Raw genomic sequence first — 18470 nt, forward strand, 5'->3', positions numbered from 1 at the left:
ACGAGTTCTTAGAAGAAGGTCAGCGAATAGAGATAGACCACGGCGGCGGGGATGGCCATGAGCGAGGAGTCGAACCGGTCGAGCATACCGCCGTGTCCGGGCAGAATCCGACCGCTGTCTTTGATGCCGAGTGTGCGTTTGAAGAGCGATTCCACCAAGTCGCCCCAGGTGCCGAAGACCACCACGACCAGTCCCAATCCCACCCACTCGGGGATGGAGAGCCCCGAGAGGTGCTCGCCCTGCGTCTCTATATATCCGATGAGCGCGGCCACGAGTAGCACCAGGATTCCGCCGCCGATGCTTCCCTCCCAACTCTTGGCCGGCGAGATGCGGGGGAAGAGTTTGTGCCGCCCCAGGAGCGACCCGCTGCAATAGGCACCCGTGTCGTTTGTCCACAGGAAAATAAAGACACTCAGCGGCAGAAGATAATGAAAGTGGGTGATGCCGTCGGGGCTCTGTCGGAAAGCTAAAACGTTGATCATCGAGAGGGGGAGAGCGATGTACATTTGCGCCAGCATGGTATAGGCCCAGTTGACGACGGGGTGGTGGGCCTTGGTGTAGAGTTCGCTGATGAAGAGATAAACCACCGTCAGGAGATAGGGCACAAAAACGGCGTTGGTCTGCACCCATCCGCTGTTGACGCCGGCGATGGCAAGGAAGAAATAGGTTCCGGCCACGGTGGTGATGAAGGGGTTGATGCTGATGCCAGACTGTGCGTTGACCAGCGTGGAGAATTCCCACAGACTCAGCGCGGTGATGAGCGTGAAGAGCAGAATCATGGTCTGCGGGCGCAGGAAACTTGTGATCATCACGGCCAAAAAGAGAATGCCGGTGATGGTTCGCACCATCAGATTTTGTTTTTTCTCGTTGTTCATAATCCTTCGTTTGGGGTCGTCGTTATTTTTCTTGATGAAAAGATGTCGCTGAACAGTTCAGTAGCATCATTTTGGGCTCCGCGGCCGTTCTGAACAGCTCAGTAGCATCATTTTGGCCTCCGCGGCCGTTTTGAACAGTTCGGTAGCACCATTTTGGTCTCCGCGGCCGTTCTGAACAGTTCAGTAGCACCATTTTGGGCTCCGCGGCCGTTCTGAACAGTTCAGTAGCACCATTTTGGTCTCCGCGGCCGTTTTGAACAGTTCAGTAGCCTCATTTTGGCCTCCGCGGCGTTACTGTAGGGTACAGTAGCCTCATTTTGGCCTCCGCGACGTCATCGTAGGGTACAATCACGTCATTTTGGTCTCTGATGGCGGTTTTGTAGGGTACAGTGGCCTCATTTTGGCCTCCGCGACGTTATTGTAGGGTACAGTAGCACCATTTTTGTCTCCGTGATGGTTTTGTAGGGTACAGTAGCACCATTTCGGTCTCCGCGACGTTACTGTAGGGTACAGTAACCCGTCATAATCCGAGACTGCGGCGATGTTCTTCCTCGGCAGCGCGCACTTCTTCGGGCATATCCTCAAGACGGGGCGTATTGTCTTCGATAATCTCCTCGGAACGGCTCACCCAGGGACGTTTGCCAAAGATGGCTTCCACGTCTTCGGCGAAAATCACCTCACGCGAGATTAGTAGGTCGGCCAGGCGATTGTGCCCGTAACTGTTCTCCCGAAGAATCTGTTTGGCACGGGCGTATTGCTCGTTGACCATCTTCATCACCTCGTCGTCGATCACCTTTGCCGTCGTTTCCGAGTAGGGCTTTTGGAACTGGTATTCCTGGTTGTTGTAATAGCTGATGTTGGGCAGACTGTCGCTCATGCCGGCGTAGGCAATCATGCCATAGGCACTTTTGGTGGCCCGCTCGAGGTCGTTCATCGCCCCCGTGGAGATGTGACCGGTGAAGAGTTCTTCGGCCGCCCGTCCGCCCATCAGTGCACACATCTCGTCGAGCATCTGCTCCTTGGTGGTGATCTGTCGCTCTTCGGGCAGATACCAGGCGGCACCCAGGGCTCGGCCGCGCGGAACGATCGACACTTTTACAAGCGGATTGGCATGCTCGCAGAACCACGAAACGGTGGCATGCCCGGCTTCGTGCAGGGCGATGGTGCGCTTCTCGGCGGCGGTCATGATTTTGGTTTTCTTCTCGAGTCCGCCGATGATGCGGTCTACAGCATCGAGAAAATCTTGCTTACCCACAGCCGTTCGATTGTAGCGCGCGGCAATGAGGGCAGCCTCGTTGCAGACGTTGGCGATGTCGGCTCCAGAGAAACCCGGCGTCTGACGCGAGAGGAAGTCGATGTCTACCGTCTCGTCGATCTTGATCGGTCGCAGGTGCACCTGGAAGATCTCTTTCCGCTCGGGCAGGTCGGGTAGGTCGACGTTGATCTGTCGATCGAACCGTCCGGCACGCAACAGGGCACTGTCGAGCATGTCGGCGCGGTTGGTAGCGGCCAGAATAATGACGCCGCTGTTGGTACCGAAACCGTCCATCTCGGTGAGTAGGGCGTTAAGGGTGTTTTCCCGTTCGTCGTTGCCGCCCATGGCGGGATTCTTGCTTCGGGCGCGCCCCACGGCGTCGATCTCGTCGATGAAGATGATGCAGGGCGATTTCTCCTTGGCTTGGTGGAAGAGATCGCGCACACGACTTGCTCCCACACCGACGAACATTTCCACGAAGTCCGACCCGCTCATCGAGAAAAACGGTACACCAGCCTCGCCCGCAACGGCTTTGGCCAAGAGCGTTTTGCCCGTTCCCGGAGGCCCCACGAGCAGCGCGCCCTTGGGAATCTTTCCGCCCAGGTCGGTATATTTCTGCGGACTCTTCAAGAAGTCGACAATCTCTTGCACTTCCTGTTTGGCTCCCGCCTGTCCGGCCACATCCTTGAAGGTGACGCCTATCTCGTTACCCTTTTCGTACATCTTGGCTTTGCTCTTGCCCACGCTGAAGACACCTGCTCCGCCACCGGCTCCGCCGCCACCCATGCGCCGCATGAAAAAAATCCACACGGCCACCAAAGCAATGATGGGAAACAACGAGGTGAGAAGATTGACAAAGAGGCCGCCTTTCTCATTCTCGTAAGAAAAATCCTTAATCTTGCCTGCCTTCTGAACCTCGGTGAGATATTTCTCCAGCTCGTCGGTCGAACCGAACTCTACACTGACGTATGGATTCTGCCCAGCCTGCTTGGCATCCATATTGAAGACGTCGCGCACATGGGCGGGCTTGACATACATCTTGAGCGTGCTCTCGCTGTTGTTCACCACCACATTGTTGGCATATCCTTTGTCTACGTATTCCTTGAATTTGGTGTAGGTGGCCTCCTGTTTGGCACTGCCGGCCACAAGGTTCCCACCTCCGTTGAAGAGGAATGTTGCAGAGATGAAGATGAAAAGCAGAAAGAGCCAGCTCACGTTGAACCGCGGCATCTTCGGCTGCTTGTTATTAGAGGGTTGGTTGTTGCTCATAATTTTTGGGGTTGATGAAACGGATTTCTTATGAATGATATAGATTCGTTTTCAAATCCTGTGCCAGAAATCAGTCAAGGTCGGGTAGGTGGGTAAGTTTCGCGTCAGCCCAGAGATGTTCAAGGTCGTAGAAAGTACGCATTTCTGGCAGAAAAACATGAACCATCACATCCACAAAATCTATCGCAACCCATTGGTTGAGTCCTAACCCAACGACGTGAGTAGGCTTTTCTTTCAATTCCTTACGTACAGTTTCACCGATAGATTCGGCAATGGCTTCGATTTGTGTAGGAGAGTTTCCCTGGCAGATAACAAAATAGTTGGCAATGGCTCCATCAACGCCGTTGAGGTCTGCAACAACTATCTTTGAACCTTTTTTTTCTTGTATCCCTTTTGTAATCGTTTCAACTAATCTTTTTGTCTCTGTCATTGCGATATTATTTCTTTTTCATTCCTCAAAAGTACATTTTGCCTTTCCACTTCGCTAAAAACTCCGTGCCGGCGATTTTCAATTCTCGCCACGACAAAAACCTAAGCAAGCTTGGCTTTGTTCGTTTGGCTGAACGAAAACTTTGAGTACAAAGTTACGCCTTATTCTCGGAATAAAACGGAAAAGGCTTTTTTATTTGGTATTTTTTAGAAACCTACCAATCAACGTGTTGAGTCAGCCTATGATGAGCTTCTATCCCTGATAGATGGAGTAAAATCGGCAAAGGGGCCCCTCCTCTAATATAATGAAAAGAAAACTTTGCTTTATCCTGCAATTGGCGTACCTTTGCAGGCGTTAAAAACATCGGATAATGGTTTTCACAAAAAAAAGAAGATGGCACTGCCTGCCGGGACAACTTCCTACAGACCTGGACAAGCAAGTGATGTATTGGGAAAATAAAGGTAAACTCGTTCCTACACGAGAACTGATCAAAACACCCGAACAAATTGAAGGTATCAGACGAAGTGGGGTGGTGAACACCGGCGTGCTCAACGAGGTGGAACGACAAATCTGCGTCGGGATGACCACAGGCGAAATCGACCGCATCTGCCAAGCCTATTGCACTGCCCACGGAGCTATTCCCGCTTGCCTAAACTACGAGGGATTCCCCAAAAGCGTGTGCACGAGCATCAATGAGGTGGTGTGTCACGGTATCCCTAAAGATAACGAGGTGCTCCAAGAGGGAGATATCGTTAACGTAGACTTTACCACCATCCTCGACGGATATTATGCCGATGCCTCGCGCATGTTTATCATCGGAAAAACCTCGCCAGAAAAAGAACAACTGGTGCGCGTGGCAAAAGAATGCTTGGAAATCGGTGCTGAAGCCGCAAAACCCTACGGATTCGTAGGCGATATCGGGCATGCCATCTCAAAACACGCCGAGAAATATCATTATGGCGTGGTGAGAGATCTATGCGGTCATGGCGTGGGACTGGCTTTCCACGAAGAACCCGAGGTGATGCACTTCGGACATCGCGGACAGGGTATGTTGCTCGTTCCTGGAATGGTCTTCACCATCGAACCGATGATTAACATGGGCACTTGGAAAGTATTCATCGATGCCGACGACGAATTCGGCTGGGAGGTCATCACAGGCGACGAACTGCCCAGCGCACAGTGGGAACATACGTTCTTGATGACGGAACATGGAGTGGAAATCTTGACGCGATGAAAAAACACCTTATATATATATTAGGAATCGAAAGCAGCTGCGACGACACGTCGGCTGCCGTACTACAAAACGATATTCTGTTGAGCAACGTCACCGCATCGCAAGATGTGCATAAAAATTATGGTGGTGTGGTGCCCGAGTTAGCCTCACGCGCACATCAACAGAATATTGTACCGGTGGTTGATCAGGCTCTGAAACGTGCCAACATCACAAAAGAAGATCTCTCGGCTGTGGCTTTCACACGCGGACCGGGCTTGATGGGATCGTTACTCGTGGGTGTGAGCTTTGCTAAAGGATTCGCACGCGCATTAAATATTCCCCTGATCGATGTCAATCATTTGCAGGGGCATGTCATGGCACATTTCATCAAAGAAGAGGGAAATCAGACGCAGGTTCCACCTTATCCCTTTCTGTGTTTGCTGGTCAGCGGTGGCAACTCACAAATCGTTAAAGTGAACGCCTATAACGATATGGAGATACTGGGACAAACCATCGACGATGCCGCCGGAGAAGCTATTGATAAATGTTCAAAGGTGATGGGATTGGGTTATCCGGGTGGTCCCATCATCGACCGACTCGCTCGACAGGGAAATCCCAAAGCCTTTAAATTCGCAGAACCAAACATCCCCGGCTTAGACTATAGCTTTTCTGGTCTGAAAACATCCTTTCTCTATCAGCTTCAGAAGTGGGTAGGGGAGAACCCCGACTTCATCGAACAGCATAAGATAGACATTGCTGCAAGTCTCGAATTCACAATCGTAGATATTTTAATGAAAAAACTCCGACTCGCTGTAAGGCAGACGGGCATAACACACGTGGCTGTGGCTGGCGGTGTGTCAGCCAACAACGGTCTTCGCAACGCCTTCCACGAAGCAGCAGAGAAGTTGGGGTGGACTATCTATATTCCCAAATTTAGCTATACAACCGATAATGCTGCCATGATAGGTATTACCGGATACTATAAGTTCTTAGATAAGCAATTTTGTGCGATCGACCAACCCGCCTTCTCAAAGGTTACATTCGAGTAGAGATAAATAAACAAAATCATAAATATCAAAGATATGGAACTGGAAACAAAAGTCTTGAGCAGAGAATTACAACAACACCTCTATGATAATGGCAAATCTATTGCAACTGCCGAAAGCTGCACAGGTGGCAGAATCGCAGAGGCTATCATCGCGACACCTGGTGCATCGAAATATTTCAAGGGAGGTGTAATTAGTTATACCAACGAGATAAAAGAGAAACTTCTAAATGTCGATCCTGAAGTGTTGGAAGAAAATTCAGCCGTATGTGAAGCCGTTGCCATTCAGATGGTGCAAGGCGCATGCGAAACATTGAACACTGATTATGCTATTTCCGCAACCGGCTATGCAGGTCCCGTAGCTGGAGATTTTGATGGCATTCCCGTTGGAACGATTTGGCTCGCCTGTGGTTCAAAGGATAAAACCATGACATTGAAGTTAGAAGAAGATTTTGGTAGAGATATCAATCTCGCTATTGCCACCAATAGAGCACTACGTCTCTTCCTTAATTTTCTGAAGGAGGAAGAAATAAAAGAAAAATAACATTTTTTCAAGGAAAGAACGGATGTTTTATCTAAAGATCTCCCGATAAAAAAACTTAATTTCTTAGATTCACAATAGATTCTATTGTTTTTAAAAAGAATAATTCGTACTTTTGCAACCTGTTTGGAGTAAGTATTAAAAAGAAAACAAAAAATACAAATAGCAATGTCGAAGATTTGTCAGATTACAGGTAAAAAGGCAATGGTTGGCAACAATGTTTCGCACTCAAAGCATCGTACAAAACGTAGCTTTGATGTAAACTTGTTCAGCAAAAAGTTCTACTATGTCGAAGAAGAATGCTGGATTAGCTTAAAAATAAGTGCTGCAGGTTTGCGTTTAATCAATAAAGTTGGTCTTGATGCAGCCTTAAAGCAAGCTGTTGCAAAAGGTCATTGCGATTGGAAGGACATTAAAGTTATAGGAGAATAATTATCATGGCAAAGAAAGCTAAGGGTAATAGAGTTCAGGTTGTTCTTGAATGCACAGAAATGAAGAATAGTGGGTTGGCTGGTACAAGCCGCTATGTTACAACAAAGAATAGAAAGAACACACCTGAACGTATGGAATTAATGAAATACAATCCAATCATGAAGAAGATGACGCTTCATAAGGAGATAAAATAATATCGTCTAAATAGAAAATAAACTATGGCAAAGAAAGTAGTTGCAACCCTTCGTGATGGTTCAAAAGATGGACGTGCTTACACTAAAGTTATAAAAATGATAAGAAGTCCCAAGACTGGAGCTTACATTTTTGATGAAAAAATGGTTCCTAACGAAGCTGTACAGGATTTTTTCAAGAAATAAAAATCTTTCTTCTGTAAAGAGATCAATATAACAAGACAAGAGAATATCAATCCAAAATATTCTCTTGTCTTTTTGCATCCATTTGTATGTTCATCACTTCGCATTCATCACTTAACTTATGGTTAGTAATAATTTTATTTATCATAATGTTGATTATATTAGAAATAAAATACAATGATATTTATCCCAAACTGTAGCATACTCCTGTGTTAAAAAAACATATAATCATCCAGTGTCTTCATATTCCCTTGATAAACATAGGGTTATGTATTATTTTTATTATAACTTTGCAGGGATTTTCAAATCATATAAAGTCTAACTTTATTAATTTTATTATTTAATTTTTATGTCTAATTTTAAAGATGTGCAACCGTTGGCCGAGTTCAATTGGAACGAATTTGAGAACGGTAGCTCTGTAGAAGTAAGCAAAGATGCTCTTGAAAAGGCTTACGATGAAACCCTTAACAAGGTTTCTGAGCATCAGGTTGTTGATGGAACAGTTATTTCTATTGACAAAAAAGAGGTTGTTGTTAATATCGGTTACAAAAGTGACGGTATTATTCCAGCTTCAGAATTCAGATATAATCCTGATCTGAAAGTTGGTGATGTTGTCGAGGTTTACATTGAAAACCAAGAAGACAAGAAAGGACAATTGATCCTTTCACACAAGAAGGCGCGCTTGAGCAAGAGCTGGGAGCGTGTTAACGCAGCTCTTGAAAATGAAGAAGTTATCCAAGGATATATCAAGTGTCGCACAAAAGGCGGCATGATTGTAGACGTCTTCGGTATTGAAGCCTTCTTGCCCGGTAGTCAGATTGACGTTCATCCCATCAGAGATTATGACGTATTTGTGGGCAAGACCATGGAATTCAAAGTTGTTAAGATCAATCAGGAATTCCGAAATGTCGTTGTGTCGCATAAGGCTCTTATTGAAGCTGAGCTCGAAGCTCAAAAGAAAGAAATCATCTCCAAGCTCGAAAAAGGACAGATTCTTGAAGGAACCGTTAAGAACATCACTTCTTATGGCGTATTTGTCGACTTGGGTGGTGTTGACGGACTCATTCACATCACAGATTTGTCTTGGGGACGTGTCAGCGATCCACACGAAGTGGTTACTTTGGATCAAAAGATCAATGTCGTTATTCTCGACTTTGATGATGAGAAACGTCGTATTGCACTGGGTTTGAAGCAATTATCTCCCCATCCTTGGGATGCTTTGGATGCAGAATTAAAGGTGGGCGACCATGTTAAAGGTAAGGTTGTTGTCATTGCAGATTATGGAGCCTTTGTTGAAATTGCACCGGGTGTAGAAGGACTCATCCATGTTTCGGAAATGTCTTGGAGCCAACATCTACGCAGTGCGCAAGATTTCTTGCACGTAGGCGACGATGTTGAAGCCGTAATTCTTACCCTTGACAGAGACGAACGCAAGATGTCTCTTGGCATCAAACAACTGAAAGAAGATCCTTGGGAGACGATTGAGGTGAAATACCCCATTGGAAGCAAACATACTTCAAGAGTTAGAAACTTCACCAACTTCGGTATTTTCGTTGAATTAGAAGAAGGTGTTGACGGATTGATTCACATTAGCGACCTTTCTTGGACGAAAAAGGTGAAACATCCTTCTGAATTTACCCAAGTAGGAGCAGAGATAGACGTTATTGTTCTTGAAATCGACAAGGAGAACAGACGTCTCAGCCTCGGTCATAAACAACTTGAGGAGAATCCCTGGGATACTTATGAGACGGTGTATACCCCCGGAAGCGTGCATCAAGGTAAGATCTCCGAGATGATGGATAAGGGTGCTGTTATTACACTGAACGAAGGTGGCGAAGGTTTTGCAACTCCTAAACACTTAGTTAAAGAAGATGGAACCCAAGCTCAACTGGGTGAAGAGCTCGACTTTAAGGTGATAGAGTTTGTGAAAGATACCAAGAGAATCATTCTTTCGCATAGCCGTACCTTTGAGGAAGGTAAAGACGACATCAAGCCTGCTCGTAAACAACATGCTTCGAAAAAGTCTGAATCATCGGCTCAAATCAACAATGTCGCAGCAGGAACAACGCTTGGAGACATTGATGTATTAGCTGACTTGAAGGCAAAATTGGAAAAAGGGAACTAATCCCCCTACCCTTTTCGTTTGAATAAAAAGGATATGCCAAAAGGCATATCCTTTTTTATTTGTCAAATCATGATGAATGTTAATACAAGAAAATTTGAAACTACTCTCAACTACTTCCTACCCCTATAGGTGACAGAAGAGAATGTTAACGCAAAAGAATTTGGAATTACTCCCAATAAGCCTAACAAAGAGCTTTCCGTTCTCTTAGCTTTTGCAAGTCAAAAGCTAAGAGATTGCAGTGCGTTTTCTTAGTTTTTGAGATGCGAAAACTAAGAGATGGTAGACATAGTTGTAAAATACAGATTTTTAGATGGATAGACATTTAACAGAAAAGAGAAGCTTCAAGGTAGAAAGATTGATGAGATGGAAAGAAAAACAGAGGCCATCGTTGTTTTAAAACAAGAATGACCTCTCTTATTTTTTCTTTAATTGCAGACAGAAAGAAGGGTTGTTTTTTGTTCAGCGATGAGACAAAGGATGTTATTTGCCAGTTTCGCACCCACTGCGTTTTGAACGATGATAGCTACGATATTCGTCCAAAGGGATTTCAACATCCGGTTCTATCAATTCTCCAGTATGAGGTAACAGGAATTTCAAATACCGAATATTCAGTCCACGCTCTATCCACATATTTTCATAGTATGTGCGGATAGAGAGTATTTTGCGCGTCTGGGTATCGATACCCTCGGCATGATACAAGTCTTCAGTGCGAAACAATTGCGGGAAACCATTCTTTTCCACCATATAAGAAGTGTAGGTAAAGAGGAAATTAGAGTCGGTTTTTAGATGAATCACTCCCCTATCCTCTAAAAAGCGGCGATAACGAGCCATGAAAAACGTACTCGTAAGCCGTTTATGAACGTTTTTCATCTGTGGGTCGCTGAAAGTAAGCCAGATTTCTTGTACCTCATTTGCTCCAAAAAAATGGTCGATGAATTCAATATTTGTGCGTAAAAAAGCTACATTCGGCAGCTTTTCCTCTATCGCCATCTTGGCTCCTTTCCACATTCTGGCCCCTTTGATATCAACACCAATAAAATTAACGCAAGGGAAAAGGCGCGCCAATTCTACGGTATATTCTCCTTTTCCGCAGCCTAGTTCCAAGACAATGGGGTTGGAATTATGGAAATATGCTTCACGCCAATGCCCTTTCATCTCGAAGGACCTTTGTTTCAACACCGAAAAAGGATATTGGAAAACATTTGTAAAGGTTTCCATCTCGGCGAATTTCTCTAACTTTCCTTTGCTCATAGGTTGATTTGTTTACCTTGTATAATTGCTGTTTTAAGTCTGCCCCACATGTGCTTTCTCTCCCTTTTCGAAAAGAAGATTGCATCTTGAGGGGTGATGTGTATAGTTACAATTGTACCCGCAACCAGCTATAGGTTACGGGTACAAAGTTAGTTAAAATCCTCAAGAAAAGGGTGAGCTTTATGCTCTAACAGTCGCCTCTTCCATCATGAAACCTTCGGTCTCGGCTTTCAAATCCTCGTAGAAATGGGCACGGGTAGTTTGGATATAAGGAATGAGAAGTAAGAAACCCAAACCTAATGTGAGACAGGAAAGGAGAACCCAGCCAAGGAAACTCAAGTCGAGCAGGAAGAGCTGCATCTTATGTCCTTCCATCATCTTCATACTTTTCTCAATGGCTGCATTGTTCTTAAGCGTGGGGTCGTCTTTCAGAATGTAGGACACCATCGAATAAGAATAATATTTGATGATGCCGGGAACAATGAGCAGGAGCGACCACAGTATGATGTAGATACCTGAAAGGAATGTGGTGAGAAAGATTCTGACAAAGTCTCTATAACCATCGAAAAGTCTTTCATAAGACAGATCTTCTTCCCGACGAGCTATTGAGAGAAAATACACGGTAAGTCCCCAAGCCAAGGGTATAACCAACAGACTCCAAAGAGTTCCTGCGTTCTTGACGGCAACGTTCAATACGCCGGAAGGCAGTCCGGCGATGAGCAGATAAATCAGTGTGGCGATGACACCTTTGTCCCATTTGCCCTTCAAACTTTCAAGGGCACTGTCTTTGTAATTCGTAATTGATCTCATTATTGTTTTGTTTAAAGTGATGATTGCGGAAAGGTTTCTTCCTTTTGAGCAGAAGGTATATATGCTTTAGACAGAAGAGTGTATACCTTTTTGAGAGAAAAGGGGTGCTATTCTACAACAACTTGTGTCCAGCCGTGTACATCTTCTTCTATTCCATACTGAATGTTGCGCAAATGATGGTAGAGTTTTTGAGAGATGGGGCCGGGCTCTCCGTTCTTACTAAACTGGTATCGTGCACCGGTTTCCCAATCGTCGATATAGGAAATCGGACTGATTACTGCTGCCGTTCCGCAGGCCCCGGCCTCCTCGAAAGTAGCAAGTTCCTCTTCCAGAATGGCGCGTTGCTCCACTCTCAGGCCCATATCTCGGGCCAGTTGCATGAGGCTTTTGTTGGTGATGCTCGGCAGGATGGACGAAGATTTTGGAGTAATATAAGTGTTATCCTTAATTCCGAAGAAGTTGGCGGCTCCGCATTCATCGATATATTTTTTTTCTTTAGCGTCGAGATAGAATTCACTGGCGTACCCTTTCTCGTGGGCCAGTGCGTTGGCGCGGAACGATGCGGCATAGTTTCCTCCCACTTTGAACATACCTGTGCCCAAAGGGGCCGACCGATCGTAGTTGCGCACGATGACATACGGATTGGGTGAGAATCCGCCTTTAAAATAAGGGCCGACCGGTGTTACGAGAATCAGGAAGAGATATTCGTTTGCTGGACGGACACCTACCTGCGCACTTGTACCGATCATCAGCGGACGGATGTAAAGCGTAGCCCCACTCTCATAGGTTGGTACGTATTCTTGATTCAGACGCACCGCTTTGATGACCATTTCTTCAAACCGGTCGTCGGGCAAGGGCGGCATAAGGATTCCACGACAGGTGTCTTGCAGTCGGCGAGCATTCTCGTCCATTCTGAACACGCGTATCTTTCCGTCAGGACATCGATAGGCTTTCAGCCCCTCGAAGGCCTCTTGGCCATAGTGTAAACAGGTCGCAGCCATGTGCAACTTGATGTATTCGTCCGAACAAACTTCAATTTCTCCCCACTTTCCGTCACGGTAATAACAACGAACATTATAGTCGGTGGGGATGTATCCGAAGGATAAGCTGGCCCAATCTAAATTCTTCATAACGTCAAATTTCTTTTATCCTGTTTTATAAAAACAACACAAAAGTAGCAATTATAATGCAAACGGGCAATTTTTTATTGACAAATGATGCTTACAGCCGCGAGGGGAACCTCTGGAAGATGGGGTTCTCCTCGCTCCGGTGACAACGAAAGGCTACTCGTCGTTAAGCATTTTCTTTATCTCAGAATCTGTTTTTGTGAGTTTGTCTTTACAGAGTTTAATGAGTTTTTGCGCCATCTTCAGGTGTGTCGAAAGCGAATCGACGTCCAGTTCGCCTGTTTCCATCTTGCTGACGATTTCTTCAAGCTGGGCGACGGCTTCTTCATACTTCATTTCTTGTTTTGCCATATCTCAATAATTATTATTTCACAATGGAGGTAATTTGTCCCTTTTCTACACGGGTCTCGAGGACATCGCCCGGTTGAAGAACTTTTGCATCGTGTACAACCCGTCCTCTGTGTAGGGTGATGCTATAGCCGCGTTTGAGTAGCACAGCAGGGTCTTGTGCCTGACTGCGCTGTGTCAGCATTGTGATGCGATGTCCTTCTTGTGTAATTTTCCGATGAATGAGGGAAGGGATTTGCAGTTCGAGTCTGTCGACATACTGTTTCTCTTGTTGGATTCTTTCTTTGACGGCATGTTGAAGACGCAACGAGAGTTGGGTCATTCGTTCTTCTCGCCTACTTTTCACGAGGGAGAACAGCACGGGAATTTTTTCAGTCATTCGCTCAAGTCGCATTCCTTCCATTTCCATGCGATGTCGGACGAGGTGTGAGAGTTTTTCCTGGGCTTTCACCACGCGATGATACACCTCTGCAAGGTGTTCTACAAGGAGTGTTGCCGCTGCCGTAGGTGTTTTTACGCGTATGCAGGCCACCATGTCTAAGATGCTCTCGTCTCGGTCGTGTCCTATCCCGGTGATAACGGGCAGAGGGAAGTTGGCTACGTTTTCCGCCAGAAGAAGACTGTCGAAGCTGCTCAGATCGCTGGTGGCTCCTCCGCCTCGTATCAGTACGACGGCATCAAAGTCTTCTATCCTACTATTGATTCTGTTCAGTGCATCCACGATGCTACTCTCCGTCTGCTCGCCCTGCATCACGGCCGGGAAGAGCGAAACGTGAAACTGAAGACCGAGTTGATTGTTCTTCAGTTGTCGATAAAAATCGCCGTAGCCGGCTGCCTGTTCGCTGGAAACAACCGCAATGCGCTGTGCAAAGAGCGGCAGGGAGAGTTCTCTCTGAAGATCGAACACACCCTCTGCCTTCAATTGCAGAATGATTTCCCGGCGTTTGCGGGCCATATCGCCCAGTGTAAAGGTGGGATCAAGATCGTTGATGATCCACGAAAATCCATATGACTCATGAAAATGGGCATACACTTTGGCCCTCACCTTCAATCCGGCCCGCAAAGTCTGTCCTGCCGTGCGTTCGAAGTATGGACCGAGATACGCCCATCGATTTTTCCAGCACTTGGCAGAGGCTTTCGCCAGGGGGATATGGTTATGTGGGTCTTTCTGCACAAGTTCCATATAGCAATGTCCGCGTACTTCTCTAAGCTCGGATATTTCGGCCTCCACCCAGTATTCATCAGGCATAGTGAGGGTTAGGGCTTCCTTCACCAATTGGTTCAATTCGTATAATGTGAGCGTATCTGTGTGCATCGATTGATGATTTTTCTGTATCGTGCAAAAATAGCACAAATGAGTATGCGCCCAAAATAATGCAACATTATTTAGTTTTTGGGGATGTGGTCGTTTCCCGCGGCGGGGAATCCTTCCCTGGGTGCCAGCGGTCATTTCCCGCCACGGGGAACCCTTCCCTGGGTGCCAGCGGCTATTTCCCGCCGCGGGGAATCCTTCCCTGGATGCCAACGGCCATTTCCCGCCGCGAGGAACCCTTCCCTGGGTGCCAGCGGTCATTTCCCGCCGCGGGGAACCCTTCCCTGGGCGCCAGCGGCCATTTCCCGCCGCGGGGAACGATCTCATCCATAAAAAATGCTGCTCCCGTATGAAGAGAACAGCATATCTTTTTATTGGAAAACTTCGCTGCCAAATGCATGGGTGAGAAAGATCTCCGCCCCGTAACACATCAGTTGTTGACCGTTCCACCCATGATGTCGAGCAATTCGTTGGTGATGGCCTGCTGACGACTCTTATTGTATTGCAGATTGAGAACTCGCAAGAGTTCGTCGGCATTATCGGTGGCCGTCTGCATCGCTACCATCCGCGCAGCGTGCTCGCTGGCATTACTATCGAGCAAAGCAGTGTAGAGCATTAGGTTGAGCTCTTTCGGGATCAGCGTCTCTAAGATCGACTTCATATCCGGCTCTACAATAAAATTGTCATTCAGCGGCTTCGCTTCGTCCTTCTTCTTTTCCTCAGACGTACGTTTCTTTCGTAGATATTCTTGTGCCTTTGCTGTAACGAGATTCGAGGAGAGATCTCTGTCGTTGTAACGACCCACTTCGGTAGAGAGATCAATGGGCAGAAAGGTACGACGGGTGAGTATCTGCGAACCGGCACTCTTGAAGTGGTGATAAATCAATTCCACTTTGTCGAACTCTTGTCGAGCAAATTTTCCTGCCAGCTCGGTGGCTATGCCAGCACAGACCTGCGCACTGGGCTTTTCGGCCAAATGAGTGAAGTCACCTGCTAACGTAAGCCCCAGCTTCGCCGCCTGTTCAGCAGCCTTCCGCCCAATGGGATAAACCACGATGTCCGTCACGCCAGCCTCTCGATAGTGATTCACGGCCTGTTGCATCATCTTGATGATATTGGCGTTGAATCCACCGCATAGACTGCTATTGCTTGAATAAACCACCAGGGCTATGCGCTTCAGCTCCTTTCGCTCTCTGTTGAAAACGGTTTGAGCATCGGGCATCGAAACCAAGAAAGCTTTGAGGATATGTTCTAACATGCGTTCATAGGGCAACATGTTCTCTATCATCCCCTGTGCATGATGCAATTTGGAGGAGGCTACCATCTTCATGGCACTCGTTATCTTCCGAGTGCTGTTCACAGAGGCTATCCTGTTCTTTATCTCTTTTAAAGACATAAGGGAATTCGGATTACTTGTATTGTGCAGCGATGTCGGCCATCACATCTTCAATGGTCTTTGTTGCTTTCTCGTCTATCTGACCGCTGGCCAGGAAGTCGATAACATCCTGATGCGTGGAACGGAGCTTATCCAAAAATGCTTCTTGACACTCGCGCACCTGCTCAACAGGGACATCATGCATCAAACCGCGGGTTCCACAATAAAGAATAGCTATCTGCTCGCCCACCGGCATCGGACTGTATTGCGGCTGAATGAGCAACTGGTTATTCTTTCTTCCTCGGTCGAGTGTCATCGCCGTAACAGCATCCATATCGCTGGAGAATTTTGAGAAGGCTTCCAACTCACGATACTGTGCCATGTCTATCTTTAACGTTCCCGCTACTTTCTTCATGCTCTTGATCTGTGCCGATCCGCCCACACGACTCACCGAAATGCCGACATTGATGGCCGGTCGGAAACCTTGATTGAAGAGGTCGGTCTCAAGATAAATCTGCCCGTCCGTGATCGAAATTACGTTGGTGGGGATGTAGGCTGAAACGTCCCCAGCCTGAGTCTCAATAATGGGTAGTGCCGTAAGCGAACCGCCTCCCTTTACATGCCCTTTCAAACATTCGGGCAGATCGTTCATCTGCTCGGCCACTTCCTGCTGGTCGTTAATGCGCGCTGCCCGCTCAAGCAACCTACTGTGCAGGTAGAACACGTCTCCCGGGTAGGCCTCGCGACCGGACGGACGACGAAGAATCAACGACACTTCACGATAGGCCACTGCCTGCTTCGACAAATCGTCGTACACTACAAGCGCATGTTCGCCTCTATCGCGGAAAAATTCGCCGATGGCTGCTCCTGCAAATGGGGCGTAATATTGCATGGCAGCAGGGTCGGCAGCCGTTGCCGATACGATAATGGTGTAGTCTAACGCACCACGCTCTTTCAACGTCTGTACCAATGTTGCAACAGTCGACGCTTTCTGCCCGATGGCCACATAGATGCAATACACGGGCTTTCCAGCATCGTAAAAGCTCTTTTGGTTGATAATCGTATCAAGCGCAATAGCAGTCTTTCCCGTCTGTCGGTCGCCGATAATCAACTCGCGCTGTCCACGTCCGATAGGAATCATCGAGTCCACTCCCTTCAATCCTGTCTGTAACGGTTCTTTCACAGGTTGGCGGTAAATCACACCAGGAGCCTTTCTGTCGAGGGGCATCTCAAAAGAATGGGCTAAGTCAATCTCTCCATTGCCATCAATAGGTTCGCCTAACGGATTGATGACACGCCCAAGCATCTTCTCAGTGACACGAATGCTGGCGATGCGGTGGGTACGTTTTACTGTCTGCCCTTCCTTAATTCCCGAAGTAGAACCGAGAAGCACACAACCTACATTGTCTTCTTCTAAGTTCATGACAATCGCCATTGTTCCGTTTTCAAACTCAAGCAATTCATTCGCTTCGGCATTACGCAAACCATATATTCGCGCAACACCATCGCTAACAGTGAGAACCGTTCCAACTTCATCGAACTTCTCACTCTCATTCATCTGCCTAAGCTGTTGGAACAATATTTCAGAAACCTCGCTGGGCTTTATTTTGTCTGACATCTTAATTGTTTTTTAATTCTGTTAGAATGCGGCGAAGCTGTGTCTTCACACTCGCATCCATTCTATACGTATCATACTCCAGGACAAATCCTCCAAGAATATCAGGATCGATTTCTGTGTTAAACTCTACAGAACCTTGTGTGTACTTTTCCACCAATTGCTTCATACGATTTTCTATAATCGTATTTACTGCAGAAGCCGTAGTGAGCTTTCCACAAATAATATTCTTATGTTTCCGATAAAGCGTAATATACGATGCAGCCATAAAAAGTAATGCAGCTTCTCTACTTTCTTTTAAGACAAGGGAAATAAATCGTTCGGTCGATTCGCAGACGTTTTTTCCACAAGCAGCCTTAATCACTTCTTGCTTTTTGTCTTTCGAAAGCATCGGATTGTCTATCGTAAGTCGCAAATCGGGAACATGAAGATAACATTCCATCAAACATTGCATGTTCTGATAGACTATTCCCTCTTGTTTCTCGATAACAGCATTTTTGAGTAATGCTCGAGCATATCGAACTGATATTACTCCTACATCCATTTACTTAACCTTTCCTCTGACTTCAGAAACTTCATCCAATAATCGATCGATCATTTCCATTTGTTGCTCGTCCGACGACAGTCTTTCACGAAGTACTTTCTCTGCAATCTGCACACTGAGTTCTGCTACTTGCGACCGAATATCGCGAATGGCATTCTGCTTTTCTATCTCAATTTGCTTTTTTGCATCTGCAAGTAATCGTGCACTTTCATCACGTGCTTTTTCTTGTGCCTTTTCTACAATAGCATCTCGCGTCTCTGCTGCCTCCTTCATAATAAAGGCCTGCTTCTCACGAGCTTTTTGCAGAATGGTTTCACCTTCTTGTTGAATGTTTTCAAGTCGTTCGGAAGCCTCATGTGCCTTGCGCAAACTTTCGTCAATATACTTTTTCCGGTTTTCTACCATATCGATAATGGCCGGGAAACCGTACTTGGCAAGAATAAAAAAGACAACGACGAACGCCAAGAACATCCAAAAAAGGAGTCCTATATCGGGCGTTAGTATGGATGGCAAATTATCCATTCATTTT

General features: G+C 46.6%; 19 protein-coding genes. 7 read left to right on the forward strand and 12 right to left on the reverse strand.

Going from position 1 to position 18470, the window contains the following annotated elements:
- Window positions 1–8: 8 nt before the first annotated feature.
- From J5A66_RS05915 to rsfS, 3 genes are all read right to left on the reverse strand, one after another.
- Window positions 9–875, reverse strand: a complete 867-nt coding sequence (locus J5A66_RS05915; protein ID WP_211789750.1) for a phosphatidate cytidylyltransferase — start codon at window positions 873–875, stop codon at window positions 9–11.
- Between the two features lie 520 nt (window positions 876–1395).
- Window positions 1396–3399 (reverse strand): ATP-dependent zinc metalloprotease FtsH, encoded by a 2004-nt coding sequence (ftsH, locus tag J5A66_RS05920; protein ID WP_211789751.1) that lies wholly within the window; start codon window positions 3397–3399, stop codon window positions 1396–1398.
- Window positions 3400–3469: 70 nt separating this feature from the next.
- Window positions 3470–3829, reverse strand: a complete 360-nt coding sequence (gene rsfS / locus J5A66_RS05925; RefSeq protein ID WP_211789752.1) for a ribosome silencing factor — start codon at window positions 3827–3829, stop codon at window positions 3470–3472.
- A gap of 370 nt (window positions 3830–4199) precedes the next feature.
- Here rsfS and map point away from each other — a divergent pair, with 370 nt between their 5' ends.
- From map to rpsA, 7 genes are all read left to right on the forward strand, one after another.
- Complete coding sequence (gene map / locus J5A66_RS05930; protein ID WP_211789753.1) at window positions 4200–5063, forward strand: type I methionyl aminopeptidase; 864 nt, start codon at window positions 4200–4202, stop codon at window positions 5061–5063.
- Window positions 5060–6091: a tRNA (adenosine(37)-N6)-threonylcarbamoyltransferase complex transferase subunit TsaD gene (tsaD, locus tag J5A66_RS05935; protein WP_211789754.1), complete on the forward strand. Its 1032-nt coding sequence runs from the start codon at window positions 5060–5062 to the stop codon at window positions 6089–6091. Before map ends, tsaD begins: the two co-directional genes overlap by 4 nt.
- A 33-nt stretch (window positions 6092–6124) precedes the next feature.
- Entirely contained in the window at window positions 6125–6631 is a 507-nt protein-coding gene (locus J5A66_RS05940) for a CinA family protein (RefSeq protein WP_211789755.1), read from the forward strand.
- 165 nt (window positions 6632–6796) lie between these two features.
- Window positions 6797–7060, forward strand: coding sequence for a 50S ribosomal protein L28 (gene rpmB / locus J5A66_RS05945; RefSeq protein WP_211789756.1), 264 nt, complete (start codon window positions 6797–6799; stop codon window positions 7058–7060).
- A 5-nt stretch (window positions 7061–7065) separates the two neighbouring features.
- On the forward strand, window positions 7066–7254 hold the full coding sequence (gene rpmG / locus J5A66_RS05950) for a 50S ribosomal protein L33 (RefSeq protein WP_025815302.1): 189 nt from the start codon (window positions 7066–7068) through the stop codon (window positions 7252–7254).
- 24 nt (window positions 7255–7278) lie between these two features.
- On the forward strand, window positions 7279–7437 hold the full coding sequence (locus J5A66_RS05955; RefSeq protein WP_211789757.1) for a DUF4295 domain-containing protein: 159 nt from the start codon (window positions 7279–7281) through the stop codon (window positions 7435–7437).
- A gap of 346 nt (window positions 7438–7783) precedes the next feature.
- Window positions 7784–9559, forward strand: coding sequence for a 30S ribosomal protein S1 (gene rpsA / locus J5A66_RS05960; RefSeq protein ID WP_211789758.1), 1776 nt, complete (start codon window positions 7784–7786; stop codon window positions 9557–9559).
- Window positions 9560–10039: 480 nt separating this feature from the next.
- Here rpsA and trmB read toward each other — a convergent pair whose 3' ends face one another.
- From trmB to atpF, 9 genes are all read right to left on the reverse strand, one after another.
- Window positions 10040–10810, reverse strand: coding sequence for a tRNA (guanosine(46)-N7)-methyltransferase TrmB (gene trmB, locus J5A66_RS05965; RefSeq protein WP_211789759.1), 771 nt, complete (start codon window positions 10808–10810; stop codon window positions 10040–10042).
- Window positions 10811–10990: 180 nt separating this feature from the next.
- On the reverse strand, window positions 10991–11620 hold the full coding sequence (locus J5A66_RS05970; RefSeq protein WP_211789760.1) for a DUF975 family protein: 630 nt from the start codon (window positions 11618–11620) through the stop codon (window positions 10991–10993).
- Between the two features lie 107 nt (window positions 11621–11727).
- Complete coding sequence (locus J5A66_RS05975; protein ID WP_211789761.1) at window positions 11728–12750, reverse strand: branched-chain amino acid aminotransferase; 1023 nt, start codon at window positions 12748–12750, stop codon at window positions 11728–11730.
- A gap of 153 nt (window positions 12751–12903) precedes the next feature.
- Window positions 12904–13098 carry an exodeoxyribonuclease VII small subunit gene (gene xseB, locus J5A66_RS05980; protein WP_211789762.1) on the reverse strand — a complete coding sequence of 65 codons (195 nt, stop codon included), beginning with the start codon at window positions 13096–13098 and terminating at the stop codon, window positions 12904–12906.
- Window positions 13099–13111: 13 nt separating this feature from the next.
- Window positions 13112–14410: an exodeoxyribonuclease VII large subunit gene (xseA, locus tag J5A66_RS05985; RefSeq protein ID WP_211789763.1), complete on the reverse strand. Its 1299-nt coding sequence runs from the start codon at window positions 14408–14410 to the stop codon at window positions 13112–13114.
- Window positions 14411–14837: 427 nt separating this feature from the next.
- Window positions 14838–15803: a F0F1 ATP synthase subunit gamma gene (locus J5A66_RS05990; RefSeq protein WP_211789764.1), complete on the reverse strand. Its 966-nt coding sequence runs from the start codon at window positions 15801–15803 to the stop codon at window positions 14838–14840.
- 13 nt (window positions 15804–15816) lie between these two features.
- Complete coding sequence (gene atpA / locus J5A66_RS05995; RefSeq protein WP_211789765.1) at window positions 15817–17400, reverse strand: F0F1 ATP synthase subunit alpha; 1584 nt, start codon at window positions 17398–17400, stop codon at window positions 15817–15819.
- 1 nt (window position 17401) lies between these two features.
- Window positions 17402–17941, reverse strand: a complete 540-nt coding sequence (locus J5A66_RS06000; protein ID WP_211789766.1) for a F0F1 ATP synthase subunit delta — start codon at window positions 17939–17941, stop codon at window positions 17402–17404.
- Entirely contained in the window at window positions 17942–18463 is a 522-nt protein-coding gene (atpF, locus tag J5A66_RS06005) for a F0F1 ATP synthase subunit B (protein WP_211789767.1), read from the reverse strand.
- Window positions 18464–18470: the final 7 nt, after the last annotated feature.

It is taken from the genome of Prevotella sp. oral taxon 475 (genome assembly GCF_018127805.1).
In the GTDB taxonomy this organism is placed as follows: Bacteria; Bacteroidota; Bacteroidia; order Bacteroidales; family Bacteroidaceae; genus Prevotella.

Excerpts from the sequence above, each read along its gene's own strand:
- J5A66_RS05990 (WP_211789764.1), bottom strand. The coding sequence starts at position 15,803 with ATGTCTTTAAAAGAGATAAAGAACAGGATAGCCTCTGTGAACAGCACT.
- tsaD (WP_211789754.1), top strand. The coding sequence starts at position 5,060 with ATGAAAAAACACCTTATATATATATTAGGAATCGAAAGCAGCTGCGAC.
- J5A66_RS05970 (WP_211789760.1), bottom strand. The coding sequence starts at position 11,620 with ATGAGATCAATTACGAATTACAAAGACAGTGCCCTTGAAAGTTTGAAG.
- rpmB (WP_211789756.1), top strand. The coding sequence starts at position 6,797 with ATGTCGAAGATTTGTCAGATTACAGGTAAAAAGGCAATGGTTGGCAAC.
- xseA (WP_211789763.1), bottom strand. The coding sequence starts at position 14,410 with ATGCACACAGATACGCTCACATTATACGAATTGAACCAATTGGTGAAG.
- J5A66_RS05915 (WP_211789750.1), bottom strand. The coding sequence starts at position 875 with ATGAACAACGAGAAAAAACAAAATCTGATGGTGCGAACCATCACCGGC.
- J5A66_RS05955 (WP_211789757.1), top strand. The coding sequence starts at position 7,279 with ATGGCAAAGAAAGTAGTTGCAACCCTTCGTGATGGTTCAAAAGATGGA.
- ftsH (WP_211789751.1), bottom strand. The coding sequence starts at position 3,399 with ATGAGCAACAACCAACCCTCTAATAACAAGCAGCCGAAGATGCCGCGG.
- map (WP_211789753.1), top strand. The coding sequence starts at position 4,200 with ATGGTTTTCACAAAAAAAAGAAGATGGCACTGCCTGCCGGGACAACTT.
- rpsA (WP_211789758.1), top strand. The coding sequence starts at position 7,784 with ATGTCTAATTTTAAAGATGTGCAACCGTTGGCCGAGTTCAATTGGAAC.
- J5A66_RS06000 (WP_211789766.1), bottom strand. The coding sequence starts at position 17,941 with ATGGATGTAGGAGTAATATCAGTTCGATATGCTCGAGCATTACTCAAA.
- atpF (WP_211789767.1), bottom strand. The coding sequence starts at position 18,463 with ATGGATAATTTGCCATCCATACTAACGCCCGATATAGGACTCCTTTTT.
- J5A66_RS05975 (WP_211789761.1), bottom strand. The coding sequence starts at position 12,750 with ATGAAGAATTTAGATTGGGCCAGCTTATCCTTCGGATACATCCCCACC.
- rsfS (WP_211789752.1), bottom strand. The coding sequence starts at position 3,829 with ATGACAGAGACAAAAAGATTAGTTGAAACGATTACAAAAGGGATACAA.
- rpmG (WP_025815302.1), top strand. The coding sequence starts at position 7,066 with ATGGCAAAGAAAGCTAAGGGTAATAGAGTTCAGGTTGTTCTTGAATGC.
- atpA (WP_211789765.1), bottom strand. The coding sequence starts at position 17,400 with ATGTCAGACAAAATAAAGCCCAGCGAGGTTTCTGAAATATTGTTCCAA.
- J5A66_RS05940 (WP_211789755.1), top strand. The coding sequence starts at position 6,125 with ATGGAACTGGAAACAAAAGTCTTGAGCAGAGAATTACAACAACACCTC.
- trmB (WP_211789759.1), bottom strand. The coding sequence starts at position 10,810 with ATGAGCAAAGGAAAGTTAGAGAAATTCGCCGAGATGGAAACCTTTACA.
- xseB (WP_211789762.1), bottom strand. The coding sequence starts at position 13,098 with ATGGCAAAACAAGAAATGAAGTATGAAGAAGCCGTCGCCCAGCTTGAA.